General features: G+C 64.1%; 21 protein-coding genes. 5 read left to right on the forward strand and 16 right to left on the reverse strand.

Translation table 11 applies throughout. The features are described 5' to 3' along the window. Positions 1–89: 89 nt before the first annotated feature. The 9 genes from ltrA to RFN28_RS14450 all read right to left on the reverse strand — a co-directional run bounded on the left by ltrA (position 90) and on the right by RFN28_RS14450 (position 9,475). On the reverse strand, positions 90–773 hold the full coding sequence (gene ltrA, locus RFN28_RS14410) for a group II intron reverse transcriptase/maturase (RefSeq protein ID WP_430678034.1): 684 nt from the start codon (positions 771–773) through the stop codon (positions 90–92). Between the two features lie 762 nt (positions 774–1,535). Beyond that, entirely contained in the window at positions 1,536–2,555 is a 1,020-nt protein-coding gene (locus tag RFN28_RS14415) for an isopenicillin N synthase family dioxygenase (RefSeq protein ID WP_320288003.1), read from the reverse strand. A 171-nt stretch (positions 2,556–2,726) separates the two neighbouring features. Then, a complete protein-coding gene (locus tag RFN28_RS14420) occupies positions 2,727–3,383 on the reverse strand; it encodes a methionine ABC transporter permease (RefSeq protein ID WP_320288004.1) in 657 nt (218 codons plus the stop codon). Then, on the reverse strand, positions 3,364–4,455 hold the full coding sequence (locus RFN28_RS14425; protein ID WP_320288005.1) for a methionine ABC transporter ATP-binding protein: 1,092 nt from the start codon (positions 4,453–4,455) through the stop codon (positions 3,364–3,366). Before RFN28_RS14425 ends, RFN28_RS14420 begins: the two co-directional genes overlap by 20 nt. 83 nt (positions 4,456–4,538) lie before the next feature. Beyond that, positions 4,539–5,390 carry a MetQ/NlpA family lipoprotein gene (locus RFN28_RS14430; protein WP_320288006.1) on the reverse strand — a complete coding sequence of 284 codons (852 nt, stop codon included), beginning with the start codon at positions 5,388–5,390 and terminating at the stop codon, positions 4,539–4,541. Between the two features lie 204 nt (positions 5,391–5,594). Further along, the gene (cuyB, locus tag RFN28_RS14435; protein WP_320288007.1) at positions 5,595–6,383 is read right to left on the reverse strand and encodes a cysteate racemase; all 789 of its coding nucleotides are present in this window, start codon (positions 6,381–6,383) and stop codon (positions 5,595–5,597) included. Further along, positions 6,380–7,744, reverse strand: a complete 1,365-nt coding sequence (locus RFN28_RS14440; RefSeq protein WP_320288008.1) for a dicarboxylate/amino acid:cation symporter — start codon at positions 7,742–7,744, stop codon at positions 6,380–6,382. The genes cuyB and RFN28_RS14440 overlap by 4 nt, the downstream gene beginning before the upstream one ends. A 2-nt stretch (positions 7,745–7,746) precedes the next feature. Beyond that, a complete protein-coding gene (locus RFN28_RS14445; RefSeq protein WP_320288009.1) occupies positions 7,747–8,577 on the reverse strand; it encodes a substrate-binding periplasmic protein in 831 nt (276 codons plus the stop codon). Positions 8,578–8,785: 208 nt separating this feature from the next. Then, the gene (locus tag RFN28_RS14450; protein ID WP_320288010.1) at positions 8,786–9,475 is read right to left on the reverse strand and encodes an SDR family NAD(P)-dependent oxidoreductase; all 690 of its coding nucleotides are present in this window, start codon (positions 9,473–9,475) and stop codon (positions 8,786–8,788) included. Positions 9,476–9,686: 211 nt separating this feature from the next. Here RFN28_RS14450 and RFN28_RS14455 point away from each other — a divergent pair, with 211 nt between their 5' ends. Beyond that, positions 9,687–10,802: an anhydro-N-acetylmuramic acid kinase gene (locus RFN28_RS14455; RefSeq protein WP_320288011.1), complete on the forward strand. Its 1,116-nt coding sequence runs from the start codon at positions 9,687–9,689 to the stop codon at positions 10,800–10,802. On the opposite strand, the gene RFN28_RS14460 is transcribed toward RFN28_RS14455, so the two are convergent. Then, positions 10,803–11,228: a GNAT family N-acetyltransferase gene (locus tag RFN28_RS14460; protein WP_320288012.1), complete on the reverse strand. Its 426-nt coding sequence runs from the start codon at positions 11,226–11,228 to the stop codon at positions 10,803–10,805. A 51-nt stretch (positions 11,229–11,279) separates the two neighbouring features. Between RFN28_RS14460 and RFN28_RS14465 the strand changes: the two genes are divergently transcribed. Then, a complete protein-coding gene (locus RFN28_RS14465; protein WP_320288013.1) occupies positions 11,280–11,924 on the forward strand; it encodes a dihydrofolate reductase family protein in 645 nt (214 codons plus the stop codon). A 10-nt stretch (positions 11,925–11,934) separates the two neighbouring features. After that, the gene (locus tag RFN28_RS14470; protein ID WP_320288014.1) at positions 11,935–12,852 is read left to right on the forward strand and encodes a sigma-70 family RNA polymerase sigma factor; all 918 of its coding nucleotides are present in this window, start codon (positions 11,935–11,937) and stop codon (positions 12,850–12,852) included. 12 nt (positions 12,853–12,864) lie between these two features. On the opposite strand, the gene RFN28_RS14475 is transcribed toward RFN28_RS14470, so the two are convergent. Continuing rightward, the gene (locus tag RFN28_RS14475) at positions 12,865–14,061 is read right to left on the reverse strand and encodes an MFS transporter (protein ID WP_320288015.1); all 1,197 of its coding nucleotides are present in this window, start codon (positions 14,059–14,061) and stop codon (positions 12,865–12,867) included. Positions 14,062–14,109: 48 nt separating this feature from the next. On the opposite strand from RFN28_RS14475, the gene RFN28_RS14480 reads away from it, so the two are divergent. Next, on the forward strand, positions 14,110–14,649 hold the full coding sequence (locus RFN28_RS14480) for an Lrp/AsnC family transcriptional regulator (protein WP_320288016.1): 540 nt from the start codon (positions 14,110–14,112) through the stop codon (positions 14,647–14,649). Between the two features lies 1 nt (position 14,650). Here the strand turns inward: RFN28_RS14480 and RFN28_RS14485 are convergent, their stop codons facing one another. From RFN28_RS14485 to RFN28_RS14500, 4 genes are all read right to left on the reverse strand, one after another. Further along, complete coding sequence (locus RFN28_RS14485) at positions 14,651–15,559, reverse strand: sigma-70 family RNA polymerase sigma factor (protein WP_320288017.1); 909 nt, start codon at positions 15,557–15,559, stop codon at positions 14,651–14,653. A gap of 60 nt (positions 15,560–15,619) precedes the next feature. Continuing rightward, on the reverse strand, positions 15,620–15,934 hold the full coding sequence (locus RFN28_RS14490) for an EthD family reductase (protein ID WP_320288018.1): 315 nt from the start codon (positions 15,932–15,934) through the stop codon (positions 15,620–15,622). A gap of 166 nt (positions 15,935–16,100) precedes the next feature. Next, the gene (locus tag RFN28_RS14495; RefSeq protein WP_320288019.1) at positions 16,101–17,387 is read right to left on the reverse strand and encodes a D-tagatose-bisphosphate aldolase, class II, non-catalytic subunit; all 1,287 of its coding nucleotides are present in this window, start codon (positions 17,385–17,387) and stop codon (positions 16,101–16,103) included. Next, complete coding sequence (locus tag RFN28_RS14500; RefSeq protein WP_320288020.1) at positions 17,384–18,331, reverse strand: sugar kinase; 948 nt, start codon at positions 18,329–18,331, stop codon at positions 17,384–17,386. Before RFN28_RS14500 ends, RFN28_RS14495 begins: the two co-directional genes overlap by 4 nt. A gap of 227 nt (positions 18,332–18,558) precedes the next feature. Here RFN28_RS14500 and RFN28_RS14505 point away from each other — a divergent pair, with 227 nt between their 5' ends. Then, entirely contained in the window at positions 18,559–19,581 is a 1,023-nt protein-coding gene (locus RFN28_RS14505; RefSeq protein ID WP_320288021.1) for a LacI family DNA-binding transcriptional regulator, read from the forward strand. 1 nt (position 19,582) lies between these two features. Here RFN28_RS14505 and RFN28_RS14510 read toward each other — a convergent pair whose 3' ends face one another. Then, on the reverse strand, positions 19,583–20,782 hold the full coding sequence (locus RFN28_RS14510; protein ID WP_320288022.1) for a Gfo/Idh/MocA family protein: 1,200 nt from the start codon (positions 20,780–20,782) through the stop codon (positions 19,583–19,585). Between the last annotated feature and the right edge of the window lie 246 nt (positions 20,783–21,028).

Genomic DNA, 21,028 nt, shown 5'->3' on the forward strand with positions numbered 1-21,028 from the left:
CAGCTTGCGGTGGTTTGAAGCCTGCCCCTGACGGCCGGCTTCGAGGGACCTGCCCTCATCTCTTGTGCAGTTCCGCACCTCCATCGCTGTCAGCGCGTTCGTGGCACACAGTCATCGGCGTAGCGCACGAAGCGGTGGTTGCGTCGCTCCAGTTCCTTGTCGAGTTCGTCCAGCATCAGATTTGACAGCAGCGGCGAGAGCGGGCCGCCCTGCGGTGTTCCCTCGTCGATTGGGCCGACCAGCCCGCCTTCGAGCACACCCGCGGTCAGGAAACCTCGGATGAGACGAAGAATGCGCGGATCGGACACCCGTTTGGCCACCAGCCCCATCAGGATGTCATGGTTGACCCGGTCGAAGAACTTCTCCAGGTCGATGTCCACCACAATGCGATGGCCCGACGCGATGAACGCTTGCGCCGCCGCAACCGCCTGATGTGCCGAGCGGGCGGGCCTGAACCCGTAGCTCGATGCGCTGAACCCCTTGTCCCATGCCTCCTGCAGCACCTGCATTGCCGCCTGCTGGATGAAGCGGTCGAGCACCGTCGGGATGCCGAGCGGACGGGTGCCGCCGGTCGCCTTCGGGATTTCGACACGCCGCACCGGTTGCGGCTTGTAGGAGCCTTCGAGCAGTTGGGCACGAAGTTCGGGCCAGTGGTCCTTCAGGTGCAGCGCCAAAGCGTCGACACTCATGCCGTCGGCCCCCGGCGCTCCCTTGTTGCGCCGGACCTGCGCCAGCGCCTTCCTCAGATTGTCGCGCTCGACAATCGCTTCCATGCACGGTCCGGCCATGGCCGCCGGGCTTTCGGCAACAGCGTTCGCCGCACTAGCTTCGGTCCCTATCCCAGAGCGGTTGCGGGCTTCACCCGCTCCCGTCTCGGGAAAGGCCAGCTCAAGCTGGATTTTCCGCCGCATAGTCAATGCGAGAGCTCCGTCCTACTCGTCCTTCCAACCGTTCGGGCCTTCATCTCCCAGTAGATTCTGGAGACTATTATGCCCTCTGCTGACTTCTGCGCCGCGATCAGCGCGCCTCACGGCGGGCCCAGTCCGGAATGCCGGACACGACACAGATCTCCCGAGGTAAGAGCGACCGCCTTCCCCGCACACCCGCCGGATTTACCACCCCGGCCTTTGATGACCATGGACTTCGCAGTCACTTGCCTGCTCGTCCGGCCGGGTAGGCCTCATATCCGGTTCTTGTCCATCGGGTCGCGGCTTTGCTCCACGCTTCCTTCAGACCTCACCTCGCGGCGACGCCCTTGCGCTTTGCTAACCCTTCGCCGTCATCAGGCTGGGTAGAGGACTTACACCTCCGAGCTGTCACTCATGCTCGGCACACAAGAAAAAGGCCGGGCGCTAAAAGCGGCCCGGCCAAAAAATGAAGGTCATAACCTTCAGAGGGGAACATCGCCCGGCGCAATGGGAGGAAAACACCGGACGACAGCGGTTATTTGGGCTTTGTCCGGTCGGTTTGCGACGAACTGAATTCCAAAAACGGGCCGAAACGCGAAAAAATATCGCGCAAGGCAGCGGCAAAGCTCAGCCAACCGCCGCCGCCTTTTCCAAAAGGTCGGCATAGTGCTGCCGCGCCACGTCAGGATGGGATCTCAGCCGGCTCTTCAGCACATTGGTGCCGACATTGCGAAAGAGCGGATTGTCGGGATCGCTGGCGGGGCCGCGCGCTTCGGCCGCCAGCTCCTCCGGCAGGTCGAGCAGCGGGATCGTTGCATCGAGCCGGGCGCTGAAGAAGAACGGGACCGAGATCCGCTCGACGCCGGCCGGCGGTGTGACGACACGGTGCACGGTTGCTCTCAGATATCCGTTCGAAGCCAGTTCGAGCAGCTCGCCGATATTGACCACCAGCGTCCGCGGGATCGGGTCCACATCGACCCAGCTGCCGTCATATTCGACCTGCAGCCCCTTGTTCTCGTCCTGCAGCAGAAGGGTGAGAAAACCGCCATCCTTGTGCGCGCCGACGCCCTGGTCGTCGCCGGTGGCGTCGCGCCCGGGATAGCGCACGATCTTCATGCGATGATTGGGCTCGCCGCGATAGATCGGATCGAAAGCATCCTCCGGCTGGTCGAGCGACAGCGCGAAGGCCTTGAGCAGCCGGATCGCGACCTCCGTGGCCTTAGCCTGCCAGGCAAGCAGCGCCGGCTTCAGCTCGGGCAGTGTCGCCGGCCACTGGTTGGGTCCCTGCAGTCGGGTCCAGGCCGGCACGCCTTGTCCCTGTCGAATAGTCGCGCGCTCGACGCCGATGTCGAGCTGCTCGCGCCAGTCCGCCTTGCCTCTGGTCAGCTCGCCCCCGGCGCGCGTGTAGCCGCGGAACTGCGGTGACTTCACCATCTCGATGGCGAGCTTGTCGGCTTCCGGCAAGGCAAAGAAGCTCCGCGCGACATTGAGCACCGCATCGATCTCCGGCTGCGTTATGCCGTGGCCGCTGAGGTAGAAGAAGCCGACGTCGCGAGCGGCGGTGCGCAGATCAAAGAGAAAGGTACGCAGTTCCGACTCGCCCTGTTCGAGGCGATCGAGATCAAGCACCGGGATTATTCTGGCCATGGACAGGCTCCTCGTGCGGCAACATGCGACCCCACCGCACGATGACATGCGCGTCATTGCAGGTGAAGAAACGCGCCGACCAATCTCATTGCAAAGGGAGCAAGCCGGCGCTCAATTCCCCCCTTTTGCGGCAAATTGCGTTCGATGCGACCATCGCTTGCCGCGCGTCGCTTATCCGCGATGGTCCAGTCGCGCGACCAGCCGGTCACCGATCCATTGGATGCCGCAGACCAGGACGATCAGCACGATGACGACCGCAATCATGACGCTGGTCTCGAAGCGCTGGTAACCATAACGAATGGCGAGATCGCCCAACCCGCCGGCGCCGATGGCGCCCGCCATGGCCGAGGCCCCGACCAAGGTCACCAGCGTCACCGTGAAGCCGGCGACGATGCCCGGCAGCGCTTCGGGCACCAGCACCTCGCGGATGATCGTCCAGCGGTTGCCGCCCATGGCGCGCGCCGCCTCGATCAGGCCCGTGTCCACCTCGCGCAGCGACACTTCGGCGATGCGGGCGTAGTAAGGCGTTGCCGCGATCGACAGCGGAACGATCGCCGCCCAGGTGCCGATCGAGGTGCCGACGATCAGCCGCGTCACCGGGATCAATGCCACCAGCAGGATGATGAAGGGAACCGAGCGGAAGCCGTTGATGATAGCTCCCACGATACGATTGACCCAGAGGTTCTCGGCGATGCCGCCGCGATCGGTGGCGACCAGCGCGAGACCCAGCGGCAGGCCGAAAACCAGCGAGATGAGACCGGAAGCGCCGGTCATCAGGATCGTCTCCCAGATCGATCGGATCAAGAGTTCAAACAGCACCGGCGACATGGCCAAGCACCTCCACCCGCGCGCCGCGGTCTTTCAGGAATGCGGTTACCCGCGCAAGATGCGCGGAGTTGGCTCCGGGCACAGCCACGAACAGCGTGCCGACGGGCTGCTGCTGAACATGGTCGACGCCGCCATGCACGAGGCGGAACCGACCAGGCACTGCGGCGACGAGATCGGAAAGCAATGCGCCACGCGCCGCCTCGCCGGCTACATCGATCCTGAGGATTGTTTCAGCGCCTTCGCCCGGGACCAGCCGGCTGGCGATCTCGGGCGGCAGTTGCGCCCGGATGGCGCCGAGGAGGCTGCGCGTGATGTCGGATTTCGGATTGGCGAAGACCTGCCAGACGGCGCCCTCCTCGACGATTCGGCCGGCATCGATCACCGCGACACGGTCGGCGATCGAGCGGATCACCTCCATCTCATGGGTGATGAGCAGAATGGTGAGGCCGAGCCTGGAATTGATGTCTTTCAGCAGGGCGAGGATCGAGCGCGTCGTCTCCGGATCGAGCGCCGAGGTCGCCTCGTCGGACAAGAGGAGAGCCGGTCGCGCGGCTAGCGCCCTGGCAATGCCGACGCGCTGCTTCTGTCCGCCTGAGAGAGAGGCTGGATAGGCTTTCGCCTTCTCCGACAACCCAACCAGCTGCAGCAATTCGGCCGCACGTGCGAGACGCTCGGCGCGCGGTCGCCCTTCGATCTTGAGCGGCAACGCGACGTTCTCCTCGACGGTCTTTGCCGACAGAAGGTTGAAGTGCTGGAAGACCATGCCGATGCGGCGGCGCAGCGGCTGCAATTCGCGCTCGCCGAGCCGGCTGATCTCGCGACCCTCGATGAAGACCTCGCCAGAATCCGGCCGCTCCAGGCCGTTCAGGCAGCGGATAAGCGTCGACTTGCCGGCGCCGCTGCGGCCGATGAGGCCGAGGATCTCGCCCTTCTGCACGGTCAGCGAAATGCCGTCGAGTGCCGCCGTCGCGGCGAAGCTGCGCTTGAGGTCTATAAGGCGGACGACATCTTCCGGTGCCGCGGGGCGGATGTGGAGCGGATCGGCGACTTTCGCCGCTACGTGCTGGTTCATCTCTGTGTCCGTTTCAGCGCTGCGCAAACGCGACGGCGGCCCGCTCGACAGCGGACCGCCCGTTCCTGTCAGCTAGACCCCGATCAATAGGCGCTGATCCCGGTGCCCTTGTAGACCTTGTCGAACTCGGCCTTGACCGTCTCGTTCTGGTAGGAGGCGACCAGGGTCTTCACCCAAGGTTCGTTCTCGCTGCCGGCCTTCACCGCGATGAAGTTGCGGTAGGGATTGTCGGCCACCGGCTCCTGCGCGATGCGGTTGTCCGGACCGAGGCCGCTCTTCAGCGCCCAGTCGGTGTTGACCACGGCGGCGTCGAGATCGTCGACCGAACGGCCGACAATGCCGGCGTCGAGCTCCTTGATCTCGAGCTTCTTCGGATTCGCGGCGATGTCGGCGGTCGTGGCCAGAATGCCGGTGCCGTCCTTCAGCTTGATCAGGCCCTCATGCTCCAGGACATGCAGCGCGCGGCCCTCATTGGAGGGATCGTTCGGCAGGCCGATGACAGCGCCCTCCGGCAGGTCGGCGACCTTGGCGTGCTTCTTCGAATAGAGGCCGATCGGCCAGACGCCGGTATAGCCGACCGGCACGATGTGATAGCCTTGCGTCTTGATCTGGTTGTCGAGATAGGGTTTGTGCTGGAAGGCGTTGGCGTCGATCTCGCCGCGCTCCAGCGCTTCGTTGGGCTGCGTGTAGTCGTTGAAGACGACAGTCTCGATCGTCAGCCCCTTCTTGGCCGCCTCGGCGGTGACGACGCGCCAGACATCCTCGTCCTCGCCGCTGATGATGCCGACCTTGACCGCCTTCTTGTCCTCGGCGAAGGAAGGCGACGGTGCGGTGAGCCCGACGACGGTGAATGTCGCGGCGAGAAGCACGCCAAGTCCGGCGCGCCTGGTGAATGACGTTGCGAGAGGATTTGAAGCGTTGCCGCGTTCGGACATGATGCGTTCCTTGCGATCCTGAAATCATTTCGGGCCTAGCGAAATGCGAAGCCTTGATATCAGCATCACCAATGCTGCCCAGCCGGACAACGAAGCGCTTTTCCTCTCAGGCGGAATGCGGAAAATATTCTCTCAAAGTTTTAATGACTTGGAGAATGCCGGCCACCGGCGAGCAAATTCCCGACCTGGCGAAAGATCGAAGTGCTACGAAGCCCGCTGCCAGGGCAACCGATCCTGTCCCGGCAGACGCGACACGGCCGGCAGGCCTCGCGCTTCCTGAATACCATAGCCCAGTCGTGTCAGGCAGGCTCGCGCCAGGGCCGCATTGCTGTCGATGACGATCAATCCATTCGTGTCGTTGAGGCTGGCCGCCACCACCGACAGTTCGGTGCAGCCGAGCAGTGCGGCATCGGCGCCGGCCAATTGCGCGAGGTGAAGCGCGCGCTCGGTTTCGGTCGCCGCTTCGGCGATCGAACCTGCCTTTACGAGGGCGATCGCGTTATCGACCCGCTCCTGGAACTCGGTGTTTTCGGGAATGCAGTGCTCGAATCCGGCCGCCGATATCCTCTCCTGGTAGAAGCCGGAGACGAGCGTGCCGCGGGTTGCGAGGTTCGCGACCCGGCCCCGGTTCAGGCTGCGACGGATCTCCGCCACCACCGCGTCGCCAATGTGGATGATCTCCGCGCGCGAGTTCGCCGCCAGTTGGTCGTACCAATGATGGGCGGTGTTGCACGGCATCGCAATGCAGGCGACGCCGAGTGCATTGAGCGTCGAGACCGCGGCTTGCAGGGGCGCCAGCGGCCCGTCATGGCCGGCGAGGATCGCTTCCGTCCTGTCGGGCAGTTGCGGCACGCTGAGGATGACGGCCGGCACATGTTCGTTGTCGCGAAGTGCCTCGGTCATCCGGGTCAGCTTGACGTAGAAGTCGGCCGACGCAAGCGGCCCGAGACCGCCGATGATGCCGAGCTCAGGACGGATGCTGTCGTCGATCATCGGGCGGGCTCGGCTTCGGGCACTCCCGCGACGGTTTCGACTGGCTGCGCCGCCTCCCTGTGGCTCGGCGCGATCATTGCCGTGCTCGCCGCGACGGTGCTGACGCTGGACAGCGTCATGAACGTGTCCACGGCCGCATCGACCGCAACGAACAGCGCGAAGGCCGCCTCGAAGGGAAGCTTCAGGTAGCCGCACACGATGGACATTTGCGACAGGATCAGCAGGCTGCCCATGCCGCCGGTGGTGAGCGCGAGAAGCGCCGAGACGATGCCGACGAGCAGCAGATCCGGGACTTCAAGCGGGTGGCCGTAGAGCTGAGCGATGAACAGGGCGCCCGAGGTGTAGACCAGCGCCGGGCCGGTGCGCAGCAATGCGGCCTGCAGCGGCACGAGCAGCTCGACCACCACCAGATTGAATCTGAGCCGCTCGCTCAGCAGGTTGATGACCCACGGAAGCGAGGCGACCGTGGAGCGTGTGGTGATCGCCACCATGAGAAGGGGCTGAAGGGTCTTGATCGTGGACCAGTAGCTGCGTCGCGACCGGATGGCGATAATGGCGAATGCGCCGGCGAGGAATGTAAGGCAGGAAAGCCCCATCACCAGCAGGTAGCCGCCCATCAAGGTGAGCGGCCTGGTTCCGGTCGAGGCGGTCTGGTCCGCGATCAGGATGAAGGTTGCAAAGGGCAATCCCCAGACGAACCAGTTGGTGAGCACCGTGCAGGCGCGGTAGATGGCGTTGAGCGCTTGGGACAGGCTCATGGACGAGGGCTGAGGAATCTTCCCCATCGCGAGCCCGAAGAGCAGGCAGAACAGCAGGACCTGAATGGTCTGGCCGGAGGCCAGCGCATTGAAGACGTTGTTCGGCACCAGGTCGAGCAGGATCGAATGCTCGCCCTTTGCGCCATCATTGACCGGCGGCGGCTGGAACGGGAATGCGAGATCGGTGGACACGCTGCCCTGGGAATTGATGAACTCGCCGAGCTCGATGCGCGACTGCGGGTTCTCGATCTGGCCCGGCTGGAGGATGAGCGAATATGTGCCGCTCACCAGCACGGCGAGGAAGGACACGACCAGCACGGCCATGCCCACCTTGCCGAGGTAACGGACCGATTTCGGATCCTGGACCATGGCCGTGATGGAGAAAATGACTGACGAGACCAGGTAGGGCAGGACAACCATCTTGAGGAAATTCAAATAGACCTGCGCGACCGGGCTGATGGCATGGGAAAAGCCTGGATAGTAGAGGCCGCAAAGAATCCCCGCCGCGATCATCGCCAGCGTCGTCGCCGGCGAGCGCAATATGCGCCTCGCTGCCAGGCGCCAATCGAAAGGCAGGGGTTCGGCCACGTCGGCGACGGTCATTGTCAGGCTTTGCTCCCCAGGCGATAGCGAGCGATGATCTCGTCGGTGTTGAGGACCTGCTGACCCCGCGCGAGATCGAGATAAAGGTCGACAAAGGCCGCGAGATGCGGATTGTCTGGCCGCACCCCGATGGCGATCGTGTCGACCTTGTCGGTCAGCGTGATCGAGCGCGCCACGACCGTCATCGACGGATCGTCGACCATCAGCTTCTTGATTTCGAAATCGTCGCGATAGGCCATGTCGATCGTGCCGCTGCGGATCGCATCGACGACCATGTCCCATCCTGCGAAACGGTGGAGCTGCGCGTGCGGGAAGGTCGTGGCGGCATAGGTGGCGAATGATGAGCCCTCGATCACGCCGAGATCGCCGGAGAAATCGCGGATAATCTGTTCCGGCGGCTTGCCTTGCGCGATACGTGCCAGGTTGAGGCGGTTGGCAAGCAGTCCCTGATGCAGCATCGCATAGGGCCGGGAATAGAGGATCGAGCGACCGCGTCGAAGGGTGCGGCTGAGCTTGCCGATCGCTATGTCCGCCTGGCCGGACATCAGCTGTTTGACCATACCGTCGAAGGTCACGGCGGATCGGTCGAACACCGGCTCGACGCCAAGCTCCGCGGCGATGCCGCGGGCCAGATCCATATCTATGCCCTTGTCCCCCGCCCCATCGGCCGGGAAGAACGGATCGGACGCGAAGGCCGGCATGGCGATGCGCAGCTTGTTGTCGCTCGCGACGGGAGTTGGGGCGTTCTCAGCCTGAGCGGTCTCCGCTTGTGCTTGCGCGACCACCAGCCCGACGCTTCCGGCCGTAAGCAGCGTGCGACGTGTGAGCGACATGCGCATTCTCAATTCGTGCGGAAGAGCCGGACAAACAAACCTGACCAACTCACAGTATGCACGAGCGAAGTTAAACAAACGTGCCTTTTAAACCTTTAAATATTACTAGTACATAGAACAACGTGGCTTCATTAAACATGTGCGGTCGCTAATATATCGGGCAGCGCAAGAAACGCTTAACTATCCGCTGCGGAATCAGCGTGGATTGTCAGAACGTCTCGACCCATGGCCTGAGCTCGACTTCGAAGCTCCAGGCGCTGCGATGCTGGCGATGGACCGCGAGATAGGTTTCGGCGATCGCATCGGGCGAGAGGCGGCGGTCCGGCCGGTCGGGCTCGGCGGCCTGTCCGGGCGGCTCGATCTGGCCGTCGATGATGAAATGCGCGACATGGATATTCTTCGGCGCGAGCTCGCGCGCCATCGATTGCGCTAGCCCGCGGAGCCCGAATTTTGGCATGGCGAAGCCGGCCGAGCCGGAGAAGCCCTTGAGGCTTGCCGTCGCGCCGGTGAACAGGATCGAGCCGGAGCCGCGCGCAAGAAGCCGGCGCGCAGCCTGCTGGCCGACGAGGAAGCCGCCATAGGCGCCCACGAGCAGCGCCTGCTTGACCGCCTCGGGGTCGAGCTCGGCAATCGGGCCGCGCGTTCGGCCGCTGGCGTTGAAGACGGCAATTTCGAGCGAACCGGCCTTGTCGGCCGCCTCGAACAGCCGGGCGACGGAGGCTGCATCCGACACATCCGTCTCCACCGCTTGCGCGCCGGTCTCCTGGACCAGCGCAGCGAGCTTGTCGACATTGCGGGCGGCGAGGACGACTTGAAAACCTTCCTTGCCGAGGAGCCGCGCCAGCGAAGCGCTGAGGCCCTGCCCTGCGCCTGCGATCACAGCGACATTGACTGCCATGTCGTTCATCCTTGCTTATGTGTTCTTCGACGTTCGGCGGTGGTCGCACAAGCTCGCGCCTTCCGCGGCAAGAGGCAAGGACGGCGTTGCTCGATTTCACCATTCGACGCAAAAAGCCACCAGCCTGCGAGGGCTCGCTGGCTGCCGCCAGGGCTTGCCTGTCGCAGCGATCCGTCCGACACGTGGTCCAACGGCGATTCGAGGAGCGACCATGGAACCAATCTGGGCCGTCGGCCTGATGACCGGCACGGTGCTTGACGGCAACATTGACGTGGCGCTGATCAAGACCGACGGCGAGCGCATCGCCGACTTCGGCACCTATACGCTTGCGCCCTACCCGCAATCGATCCGCACCTTGCTCGAAGAGACGCTGGGCCAGGCGCGCGCCTGGAATTTCGAAGGACCGGAACCCGCAATCTTCCGCGAGGCCGAGGAAGCGCTGACGCGCGCGCAGTCGGCCGCGGTCAGGGATCTGGTCGAAAGCCAGGGGATGACCATCGCCGATATCGGCGTCGTCGGCTTTCACGGCCAGACCGTGCTACACCGCGCCCCGCAGCCGGGACGGATCGGCCGGACGCGCCAGCTCGGCGACGGCGAGTTGATGGCAGCGCTGCTCGGCACCAAGGTCGCCTATGACTTTCGCTCGGCCGACGTGGCGGCCGGCGGGCAAGGCGCGCCTTTGGCCGCCGCCTACCATGCGGCGCTGCTCAGGGAGGCCGACGCCAGCGGCGACACCGCCGTGCTCAATCTCGGCGGCGTCGGCAACATCACCTGGTGGGACGGCAAGGACGTAATCGTCGCTTTCGACACCGGGCCGGCCAACGCGCCGGTCAACGATTTCATCAAGGCGAAGGGTCTTGGCGAGATGGACCGCGACGGCAAGCTGGCAGCCGCCGGCACGGTCGACGAGGCAAGGCTCGAGCGCCTGCTTCAGCACCCCTATCTCACCAAGCCTTACCCGAAATCGCTCGACCGCTTCGACTTCACCGCGGCAATGGCCGACGGGCTCGGCGTGGAAGACGGCGCGGCGACGCTGACGGCTTTCACGGTCTCGGCGGTCGGCAAGGCGCTCGACCTGTTGCCGCGCCGGCCGAAGCGGCTCGTGGTCAGCGGCGGCGGCCGCCGCAACCCGACGATGATGGCGATGCTCGCCCGCCGCGCCGGCGTCGAAGTGGTGCAAGCCGAAACGCTCGGCTGGAAGGGCGACGCGGTGGAAGCGGAATGCTTCGCGTTTCTCGCGGTGCGCGTGCTGCGCGGCCTGCCGATCAGCTTTCCGAGCACGACCGGCGTGCCGCGGCCGATGCGTGGCGGAAGGCTTGCAGGCTGATCAAGAAGACAGCTTCTTCTGCAGGAAGATGCGGCTGCGGCCAACCGGAAAATCGGTGAGCGTGCCGAACGGCTGGTATCCCTGGCGCTGATAGACCTTGGCCGCGATTGGGTTGAAAGTGTCGATCCAGGCCGCCTGGCAGCCGCGCGCCAGCGCTTCCCGCTCCGCGGCATCCAGCATGCCGGCGGCGATGCGCCGGCCCCGCAGCCTTTCATCGACCCAGAGCCATTGCACATAGAGCCAGCCCCAGGCGGTGTAACCGGATATGCCGGCGACGATGGCGCCGGCATCGTCGCGCACGAAGACGGCAAGCGTCTTCCGACCTGACGCGCCGACATCGCTGTCGTTGAAAGCGGTCAAGCCCTCGCCGACACGGGCAAGATCCTGCGGCAAGGGCTCAGCGGTAACCTCAAGGCTCGTCTTCATCGCGCTTCCGCTCCGGCCGATACTCCGCCAAGGCATACCGAAGGACCCAAGGTGTCGGCAAGCCAGCCACGGTCCGGAAAAAATTCCCGCACCACGTATCCCGAAGCGCATCTCGAACGTCCTTGGGGCGTCGTCCACGCAGCAGGAGAATTTGTGGTGAGGAAATTGATCGTCAGCAGCTTCGTTTCGCTCGACGGCGTTATCGAGGCGCCCATGAACTGGGCATCGCCCTTCTTTATCGGAGATGCCCTCGAACATTCCTATGCCAAGGCCGGCGAAGCGGAGTACTTCCTGCTTGGTCGCGTGACCTACGAGCTGTTTTCCAGCCGATGGCCGCAGATTCAGGGCAAGTATATGGACCGCATGAACGGGCTGAAGAAGCTGGTCGCGTCGCGAACCCTGAAAGAGGTCGGCTGGAACGCTTCGCTGATTGAAGGCGACGTCGTGGAGGGTATCGCTGAAATCAAGGCGCAAGGTGGCGGCGACATATTGAAGTACGGCGTCACCCAGCTCGACCAGACCCTGCTCGCCAACAAACTCGTCGATGAATATCAGCTCTCGATCCTGCCGACCCGCGTCGGCCATGGAAAGCGAGCGTTCCAGAATGTCGACCCATCTCTGGTCAGGTTGGAGCTTGTAAACACAAAGCGGTTCGAAAGCGGCGTTGTAACGCTGACCTATCGGGTGCTGAAATGAGCTTGGCACCATGAAGTCGATCATGCAGCCGAAGGCGGATCCAAGCGGGCTTTTCGACATTCGCTATGCCGCATTCCTGACGACGGTCGCGCATCTGCGCGTGCGCCTCCATCGCTACTGCACGCGCATGACAGGCTCGACGCTGGATGGCGAGGACATCATGCAAGAGGCGCTGTTCGAGGCTTATCGCAAGCTCGATGCGCTTGCCGACCCGGCTGCGTTGCGGCCCTGGCTGTTTACCATCGCGCATAACCGCTGTATCGATTTCCTGCGCAGCAGGGCGACGCGCCGGCGCGTCGAGACCGGCTTCGCGGAAGACGAGACCGTCTTGCCGGTCGAACCCGCGGGGCGCGGCGCCAGCCGCGCGATCGAACGGCTGGTGGTTCATCTGCCGCCGAAGGAACGGGCTTGCGTGCTCCTGAAGGATGTCTTCGACCATTCGCTGGAAGAGATCGCCGAGTTCGTCGGCTCGACGGTAGGCGGGGTGAAGTCGGCATTGAATCGCGGTCGGGCGAAGCTGGCCACCTTGCCGCCGCGAAGGGCATCTCGCTCCGGCCCGGACAGCGACCCCGAGCTTCTGCGGCTGCTGCACCACTACGTGGAACTCTTCAACCGGCGTGATTGGGATGGCGTTCGGGCTCTGACGAGTGCCGATGCTCGCCTTCAGGTCGCCGATTGTTTCAAGGGCCGGCTGTCGGACTCGCCCTACTTTGTCGAGTACGACAAGCTTCCGACGACATGGAAGATCGCCATCGGCGAGATCGATGGCGAGGTTGTGCTCCTTGCCCTGCTTTGCCACGAAGGCGGCTGGACGCCGATGCATCCAGTGCGGGTCACTGCTGAGGCAGGAAGGATTGATGCGATAGCGGACTACTATGCCTGCCCGTGGGTGATGTCGGTGGCCGACGCCACGTTCCTGCTCTCGTGAGCGACGCGCTTCCTACCGGCTTTGCGCCACGCCGCGCGGCGATCGCCATGCCGCGGCCGATGCCGCCACCAGCATCAGCAGGGCGGCGATGAGGGCGCAGTTGGCGAAGCCGAGACTTGTGTAGAGCGGACCGAAACCGGCGGTGCCGACCGTGACGGCGAGATAGGTGACCGCGCTGTTCAGACCCATGATGGTGCCGCGCCGCGCGGGATCGAGCGCGGTCAGGCGCATGACCAGCACGTTCAGCCCGAAATGATTGGCAAGGCCCCAGACGGCTACCGTCGCCATCAGCAGACCGAAGCCGCTGCTAGCCGAAGCCATCGCGACATAAACGGCGGCGACCAGTAGATAGGCGAAGGGCATAACGCGGCGCGCGCCGAGGCGGTCGATGATGCCGTCGAGCAGTGCCGCCGCGCCGAAGCCGAGGCCATAGGCGATCGCCGCAAGGCCGTTGGCGCTGACGGGCTCGCCGAGATCCTTGTGCAGATGGTCGCCGAGATAGCCGTAGACGCCGTAGAAGGCGGTCATAAACGCGCCGCAGGCGATCAAAAGCGGCAGGATGCCGGGCACGGCCAAGGCGCCAAGCGGCGACGGCGCCGGACCGGTTTTCCTGACGTCGCGCAGCGAGCTCATCGTCAGGCCGGCGACAGCGGTTCCGGCGAGAAGCGCAACAACGGCGAAGACGGCACGCCAATGGATGAGATCGGCAAGCACGGCCGACAGCGAGACGCCGGCGACCATGGACAGCGTCCAGCCGGTCAGCACGACGCCGATCGTGCCGCTCTCGCGTCCGGGCGGCGCGATCGCCGCCGAGCTGGCATAGATCGCCGGCATGGCCACACCCGCCGCGATGCCGGCGACGAGCTGGGCCGCGACCAGCGCCGCCACCGTCGGCGCCAAGGCGCTGGCCACCAGCGCCAGCGCGAGCAGCAGCAATGCGCCTTGGAGCATGCGGCGGGCGCCGATCCGGTCGATATAGCGCGCGAGGAAAAGCGCGCTTGCCGAAGTGCCGAGGCCGAAGGCCGCGGCAGCGGTCATCACCGCCGGCACGCTCGCCCCGAACGATGCCGCGACAGCGGGTGCGATCGGCCCGAGGACCAGCGAGTTGGAGCCGATGACGGCGATGCAGCCGGTAAGCAGATAGGCCGCGGCCGGGATCGGCGCGCGCGACGCCACGGTCAGAATTGCTGATTGATCACTGTTCGACATATCTCCATAATGACCGAACTAAATTCAGCATCAATGGAGAATTTCCATATGGACACAGAAACAGATGACATTCAGCGGAACAGGCAGCCGACCCGCGAGCTCGACCCGATCGACCGAAAAATATTAGGCGTTCTCGTCGACGACGCGACCATCAGCTACGCCGAACTCGGCGATCGCGTCGGCCTGTCACCGCCGGCCGCGCATGAGCGGGTGAAGCGGCTCAGGCGCAGCGGCGCCATCCGCGCCACCTCGGCGATCATCGATCCGAAAGCGGTGAAGAAGCCGCTGCTTGCTTTCGTGCATATCGACACGAGAGGCTGGGGCAAGACGCCGGAGCTGATGGCGATTTCAGAATGTCCGGAGGTGGAAGAGATCCATTCGGTCGCCGGCGACAGCTGCATGCTGCTCAAGGTGCGCACCGAAGACACGCGGGCGCTCGAAGGCCTGCTGTCGCGGCTCTACGAGACGCCAGGCGTGGTCTCGACGCGCAGCTACGTGGTGCTGTCGACCTATCTCGAACGGCCGGTGCAGCCGGACATCACGGCGGAATGGCCAACGCCCAAGCATATGGCGACGCCTGTGTATTAGGTCAGCCCAGTCGCACCCAATCTATGGCTTCGAGCACATAAGGGGCGAACAGGAAATCCCGGATCCCGATGATCCGGCTTTGCGACCAGTCGATCAGGACAAAATGCGCAGGCTTTTCCATCGGGCCGGTGCTGTCAAAGACCAGCATGGCTGGCTGCCCTTCAACCGCGCCGAGAGCAAAGCGCCATTTCGTCTCTTGCGCATAGCGCGTGAAATAGAGGCCGATCTTGTCGCGCCCTTCCAGTTGCAGCCGGTTCACCAGATCGAGCTTCACGTCATCGGCGAGCATGGCGCGGATGGCGTCGAAATCGCCGCTCCGAAACAGTTGGACATAAGCGGTGATCTTGCTCCGGTCCGAGTCGGACATCAGCGGCAGCCTGGTGTCTTCGGGCGCCTGCGCTAGGCGGCGCAGCGCTGCGCGCCCGCGCTGTAGCGCCGACTTGGCGGCTGCCGGAGTGCATTCGGCGATGCTTGCGATCTCGTCGACCGAATGGCCCAGAACATCCTTGAGGATCACCGTGCAGCGCTGAAGTTCAGGCAGCCGCAGAAATGTCTGAAAGCCGATCGCGACGATGTCCGCCTCGGGGATAGCCGCCGCCTCGACGTCTTCGGTCAGCGGAACGACCGTATTGCGGGCCCTGTCGCGCATGAAATCGAGACTCGCGTTATGGGCGATGCGAAACAGCCAGGCCTCGAGGTTATCCACCTCCGAGCCTTGGGCTCGCGCGTGAAGGGCCTTGACGAGGGTATCCTGCAATACATCCTCGCCATTGACCGCAGATCCGGTCATGCGCGCGCAGTAGCGATGAAGGCGTGGCCGCAACGCTTTCAGACGATCCTCGAATTCATCCGTGTTCATGTTTCGAGACCTACAACGTTTCCGCGCACCATGCCGCCAGGGACGGCACACAAATGTCGATGAAAATCTTCGACCGTGTGGCCCTTGCCCGCCGCGACGAACAAAGCGGGTTCAAACTTCCCGGTTGTCGAAAAGGAACATCTGAACGCCCGAAACGTCAGGCGCAAAAAGTCGGCGATCCGCTCCGGCCGCTCGTCCCTCCGGGCTCGCAAACGCCTTTTCGATCGCCGCAAGGTCGTCGAAATATAGCGTTCCGATCCGATGAACATTGAAGCTTCCCACCGGTGTTGCGATGGGGCCGTCGCTGACCTCGTATTTCCTGAGACCAGGAATCTTCTTGGCGAGTGGCACGTGGATTTCGAAGTAATGCCGGTCAAACGCCTCGACGTCCTTTGGTGTCGGGTAGATAACCACCATCCGGGCCATTGCGATGCTCCTTCTGTTTCGAACCCTCCAAGGACGATTTGAAGGGCGGAAACGGATCGCCACGTAGAAGATTTTTGGAAAAATCAGCCCGAAGGAGGGTGCGCTTTGCCAGATCTTACAGCGCCAATTTGCAATGACCTGACGCAACTGGTCTGGCCGACCGGGCTTACGGGTTGGTGGCACCGCGGTAGATGTCGAGGACGCGCATGACGCTGCCGATCAGAAGCTCACGCGCGGTCGGCCTGATCCGGCCGACGCCGACCTCCGCATCGAGATGGCCGATATACTGGCTGACCAGCGGGCGCGGAATCTTCCGATCGCCAAGCGCCGCCAGCAGCGCTTCGGCAGCATGCTGCGCGTCGGGCGACGGCCAATAGTAGCGGATGCGGTCGCTGAAGGAGAAATGCCGCTGCAGGCGCTGCTCGTCGGGCGTGCCGGAATAGTATTTCTGCCAATTGCCGGGCGAGGCCAGCATGACGCGCTCCATTGCGGCGGGCAGGCTTTCGCGCGACGGATCGGGCGTAAGTTCGTCGGCGATGTGACTCAGGCCGTAGAGCGCCTCGCGCAGCGCGAAGGTCAGCCAGGGGCCGACCTTGAGGATGGCGAAGCCGTCACGCACAAGCATGCCGAGTGCTTCCGCCGGCTGGTAATCGGTCGAATGCGCCTCGAAGACGAATTGCGGCATGCTCTCAAGCGAGGCCACCAGCTTCGTCGCCATCTGCGGCGCATAGGCGATGATGTCGGCATTGCCGAACTCTACACCGGGCTGAACCACGACGCCGACGGCGCGGGCAAAGGCGGCGTCGAGGCCGAGGCGAGAGAAGGCCCGGCGGTGCACTTCGACGGTGCGGAGCGCATTGGCAGGCTCGGTCACATGCATATGGTCGAGCGCTTCCAGCGCGCCGCCCGGCACCGGCACTTCGGTGCCGATGATATAGACGGGTTTCTCCCCGCCGGCGCGCACGACCGCGGCCTCGGCGACCGCCGCAAGATCAGCCGCTCGCGCGGCGATCGTGTCGTCGGCGAGCGCCACGGGATCGTCGGTGCAGGCCATGCTGGTGTCGAGATGCAGCTTGGTGAAGCCGGCGGAGGCATAGGCGTCGATCATCACCGACGCCTTCTTCATCGCCTCGGCGGCGGGCAGATGCTTCCATGGATTGGGTCCCAGATGGTCGCCGCCCAGGATCAGCCGGTCGAGCGGAAAGCCCGTTCTCACCGCATGCGTCTCGACGAAACTGCGAAAGGCGGCCGGCGTCATGCCGGTATAGCCGCCCTCGTGATTGACCTGGTTGCAGGTCGCCTCGATCAGCACATCCGCGCCATGTGTTGCGCCATGGCGGAGCGTCGCTTCGATCACCAGCGGATGCGCCGAGCAGATCGAGACGATCCCGCCCTTCCCGCCTGCCGCGCGGCGAGCGGCGATGCCTGCAAACCTTGTCGTGGCGCCGGTCATGCGTGCGCCCCCGCCTGTGCGATGAAAGCCTCGACATCCGCCAGCCGATAAATGCCTTCCATCGGCCCCTTGCGGGTGACCGCGAGCGCGCCGCAGGCATTGGCGATGCGCAGCGCATCGCCAGGTGCGGCACCGCGCAGCCAGAAGGAAACGAAAGCGGCGCCGAAGCAGTCGCCGGCGCCGGTCGGGTCGACTTCCTCGACGGCAAAGCCGGGCATGGCGAGCGTGTCCTGGCGGTCGTAGTAAGCGGCGCCTTCAGCGCCCTTCTTCAGCACGATGCAGGAGAGGCCTCTGTGCAGCAATTCGTCGACGGCGCCCCGCTCGTCGCCGGCCGAGGAAAACAGGAACAGCTCGTCGCCGCTGGGCAGGAAGACATCCGTCTGCGCAAGCACGTTGTCGAGCGCCTGGCGCATGCCGGAAGCCTGCATGATCTCGCGGCGGATGTTGGGGTCGAAGGACACGGTTCCGCCCCTCGCCTTCACGGCCGCGATCGCGGCGAGCGCGACTTCAGTGGCACGGTCGGAAAACAGCGACGAGCCCATGACATGGACGTGGTCGGCGCCGGAGAGCAGCCGCCTGGCCGCATCGTCCATTTCCAAAAGGCCGGCGGCACTGTTGCGGATGTTGAAGACGAAATGCCTGGACGCATCGGCCCCATAGGTGACGAAGGCGGTGCCGGTGGCATGGCCTTCATGGACCGCGATTGCCGAAACGTCGGCACCGAGCGCGCGCAGCCGGTCGATGTTGAGCTGGCCGAAATCGTCCTTGCCGACGGCGCCGATGAGGCCCGCCGGTTGGCCGAGCGCTGCCGCCTGGCCGATGAAGATCGCCGGCGCGCCGGACGGGAAAGGCCCGACCAGCGGCCCTGGCTCGAGGAAGCTCTGGCCGATCCGCTCGGCCATGATCTCGACGAGGATCTCGCCGGCTGAGACCAGCTTCTTCATCATGTCCCTCCCGGCATTCGCCCGCGCACGGCGCAATCCTTGAAATTTGAATATGACCTGCGCTTTTTCACGTCAATTAATAAATTTACGTATGCGATAATTTCTTTCCACGCGTTGAAACTTGCAAAGCTTCCTGTAAAGTTTCAACTTGCGGTCGCGCGCCGGCGCGCCCTATGTAGCGCCGGGGCAGCGCATGGGAGCAAGGAGTCCCTGTCGCAAGGGGTTGGATGCCGATGACGCACAAGACAATGGAGGATTTCGCCCGCGCCTGCGGCGTTTCCCGGCCGACACTGTCGAAATATTTCGACGACCCTACCAGCGTCAAACCAGCGACGCGAAAGCGCATCGAGGACGCGCTGCGCTCGTCCGACTATCAGCCCAATCTCTTTGCCCGCAATCTCAACCGCAAGCGCACACGCAGCATCGGCATCGTCGTGCCAACGGTGACGGACCCCTTCTATTCGGAGATGGTCAGTCGCATCGAGCTCAGGCTGCGCGACGAAGGCTATTGGCCGATCGTCATTTCCTCGCATGGATCGAGCGAACTGGAAGCCGAGGCGACGCGGACCATCCTGTCGCTGAAGGTCTCCGGCGCGCTCATCGCGCCGCTCGGCCGGCGCTCGGACCCACGGGCGATCGAGAAGCTGACGCAGGCGATGCCGATCGTGTATTTCGACACCTATCTCGAAGGCGACACGCCCTTCGTCGGCAATAACAATGTGCAGAGCATGTCGACCATCGTCGAGTATCTCTGCCGCTCGGGCGAGGCCCCGGTCTATTTCGACATCCCCCATGTCAACCACAATTCGCCCGAGCGCGTGGAGAGCTATATCGACGCCATGAACCGGCACGGGCAGGAGCCGGTCGTGTTCGGCAATGTCGAGGACTACACGTGGGAGTTCGAACGGATCGGCTACGAGCAAACGGACAAGATGCTCACCAATGGCGGCCTGCCGGGCAAGACCATCCTGTGCGCCAACGACCGTCTCGCCTTCGGCGTGATGGCGGCGGCCTTTTCAAGAGGCCTGAAGGTGGGCCGCAAGGCGGATTGCGACCTGCGTGTGGCCGCGCATGATGACCATCCGCTCAGCCGCTACACCTGCCCGGCGCTCACCACCATGGCGCAGGATTTCGCGGCGATGGCCGGACGCAGCGTCGAGACGCTGCTGGCGCTCCTCGACGAAGACGGCGCTGCCGTCGCTCCGAAGGTCAAGCTCGACGCGACGCTGGTGATGCGCCAGTCGGCTTAAATTAAGTTCCGCCGAAAGCTGGGGCGAACTCCCGCCGGGCGACCGCGGCACCTGAGGAAAGCAGGCTCGCCGCCTCGTCCTCGCCCAGCAGCGGCGGCTGGTCGACGGTGCCAACGACGGCGACGGAGTTGCGGCTTTCGCCGGAGGCAAGGATTGCTTCCATGATCTCCAGCACATGCAGCGCAAGCTCGCCGGAGGCACGCGGTCTCCGCCCTTGCGACAGCGCCCGCGCCAGGTCGGCGACGCCGAGCATGCGGTAGTTGGCGCGGTCGGGCGCGGCATAGGGCCAGTTGCGCGCGCCGTAGAGCTCGCCTTCGCTTTCGAAATCCTTCCAATCATCGCCACGCGCCGACAATGAGACGGTGCCACCAAAAGTGTCGGGGTCCGGCAGCCTGAGTGAGCCCTCTGTGCCGTGCAACTCGATCGGATGGTTGGAATGCTTGAAGACGTCCCACGATGCGCCGAAGGTGACGGTGACGCCGGAGTGGAATTCGAGCAGCGACAGGATGTTGGTCGGCGTGCCGACCCTGAAGCTGGTGTTCTTGTACGGGCCCTCGGCGGTGATCAGGCGCTCCTCCTGGCCGCGGGACGCCATCGCCATGACGCTGGCGACCGGGCCGAGCAAGTTGACGAGCATCGTCAGGTAATAGGGCCCCATGTCGAAGACCGGGCCGCCGCCGGGCTGATAGTAGAATTGCGGGTTCGGGTGCCAGTGCTCCATGCCGCGCCCCATCATGAAGGCGGTGCCGGTCACGGCGCGGCCGATCGCGCCTTCATCCATCAGCCGGCGCGCCCGGCGCCCGGCAGCGCCAAGGAAGGTGTCGGGCGCCGAGCCCAGCAGCAGATCGCGCTTCGCCGCCTCGGCGACCAGCCGGCGGCCGTCGCTGGCCGAGGTCGCGAGAGGCTTTTCCGTGAAGACGTGCTTGCCTGCTGAAAGCGCCGAATAGGAGATGTCGAAATGCGCCGAGGGCACGGTGAGGTTGAGGACGAGATCGACCTCCGGATCAGCCAGCAGCGCGTCGACGCCGATGGCGCGGATGCCGTATTCCTTCGCCCGCAGCGCCGCCATGTCGGTGGAAATATCGGCGCATGCGCGCAATTCCACACCGGCAAAAAGGGCCGCGTTGCGCAGATAAGTCATCGAGATGTTACCGCATCCGACAATGCCGATACCGAGCTTCGCACCTGATTTTGCTTGCATTTTCCTTCCGACCTCCCAATGCGACAGCGCCCGAGACAACCCGCCGCAACAGCGACGGACAATTTTCGTGACTCGCTATAGCGCATTTTAATTATTGACGCGCGTAAAATTTTTATAGAGCATATGGAAACGCTGGCGCAGCATCGGAGGCCGCCAGCCTTGAGGAGGAGAAAATGACTGACATGAAAAAACGGCCGACCGCCGACTCAAAGCCCGTGGGTCATTCGCACATTGGATCTTTCCGTC

The organism is Mesorhizobium album (genome assembly GCF_033977205.1).
GTDB lineage: Bacteria > Pseudomonadota > Alphaproteobacteria > Rhizobiales > Rhizobiaceae > Mesorhizobium > Mesorhizobium album.

What these genes read in the sequence shown, in the direction of transcription:
- ltrA (WP_430678034.1), bottom strand. Translation starts at nt 773, where the DNA reads ATGGAAGCGATTGTCGAGCGCGACAATCTGAGGAAGGCGCTGGCGCAG.
- RFN28_RS14415 (WP_320288003.1), bottom strand. Translation starts at nt 2,555, where the DNA reads ATGGCCAGAATAATCCCGGTGCTTGATCTCGATCGCCTCGAACAGGGC.
- RFN28_RS14420 (WP_320288004.1), bottom strand. Translation starts at nt 3,383, where the DNA reads ATGTCGCCGGTGCTGTTTGAACTCTTGATCCGATCGATCTGGGAGACG.
- RFN28_RS14425 (WP_320288005.1), bottom strand. Translation starts at nt 4,455, where the DNA reads ATGAACCAGCACGTAGCGGCGAAAGTCGCCGATCCGCTCCACATCCGC.
- RFN28_RS14430 (WP_320288006.1), bottom strand. Translation starts at nt 5,390, where the DNA reads ATGTCCGAACGCGGCAACGCTTCAAATCCTCTCGCAACGTCATTCACC.
- cuyB (WP_320288007.1), bottom strand. Translation starts at nt 6,383, where the DNA reads ATGATCGACGACAGCATCCGTCCTGAGCTCGGCATCATCGGCGGTCTC.
- RFN28_RS14440 (WP_320288008.1), bottom strand. Translation starts at nt 7,744, where the DNA reads ATGACCGTCGCCGACGTGGCCGAACCCCTGCCTTTCGATTGGCGCCTG.
- RFN28_RS14445 (WP_320288009.1), bottom strand. Translation starts at nt 8,577, where the DNA reads ATGTCGCTCACACGTCGCACGCTGCTTACGGCCGGAAGCGTCGGGCTG.
- RFN28_RS14450 (WP_320288010.1), bottom strand. Translation starts at nt 9,475, where the DNA reads ATGGCAGTCAATGTCGCTGTGATCGCAGGCGCAGGGCAGGGCCTCAGC.
- RFN28_RS14455 (WP_320288011.1), top strand. Translation starts at nt 9,687, where the DNA reads ATGGAACCAATCTGGGCCGTCGGCCTGATGACCGGCACGGTGCTTGAC.
- RFN28_RS14460 (WP_320288012.1), bottom strand. Translation starts at nt 11,228, where the DNA reads ATGAAGACGAGCCTTGAGGTTACCGCTGAGCCCTTGCCGCAGGATCTT.
- RFN28_RS14470 (WP_320288014.1), top strand. Translation starts at nt 11,935, where the DNA reads ATGAAGTCGATCATGCAGCCGAAGGCGGATCCAAGCGGGCTTTTCGAC.
- RFN28_RS14475 (WP_320288015.1), bottom strand. Translation starts at nt 14,061, where the DNA reads ATGTCGAACAGTGATCAATCAGCAATTCTGACCGTGGCGTCGCGCGCG.
- RFN28_RS14480 (WP_320288016.1), top strand. Translation starts at nt 14,110, where the DNA reads ATGGACACAGAAACAGATGACATTCAGCGGAACAGGCAGCCGACCCGC.
- RFN28_RS14490 (WP_320288018.1), bottom strand. Translation starts at nt 15,934, where the DNA reads ATGGCCCGGATGGTGGTTATCTACCCGACACCAAAGGACGTCGAGGCG.
- RFN28_RS14495 (WP_320288019.1), bottom strand. Translation starts at nt 17,387, where the DNA reads ATGACCGGCGCCACGACAAGGTTTGCAGGCATCGCCGCTCGCCGCGCG.
- RFN28_RS14500 (WP_320288020.1), bottom strand. Translation starts at nt 18,331, where the DNA reads ATGAAGAAGCTGGTCTCAGCCGGCGAGATCCTCGTCGAGATCATGGCC.
- RFN28_RS14505 (WP_320288021.1), top strand. Translation starts at nt 18,559, where the DNA reads ATGCCGATGACGCACAAGACAATGGAGGATTTCGCCCGCGCCTGCGGC.
- RFN28_RS14510 (WP_320288022.1), bottom strand. Translation starts at nt 20,782, where the DNA reads ATGCAAGCAAAATCAGGTGCGAAGCTCGGTATCGGCATTGTCGGATGC.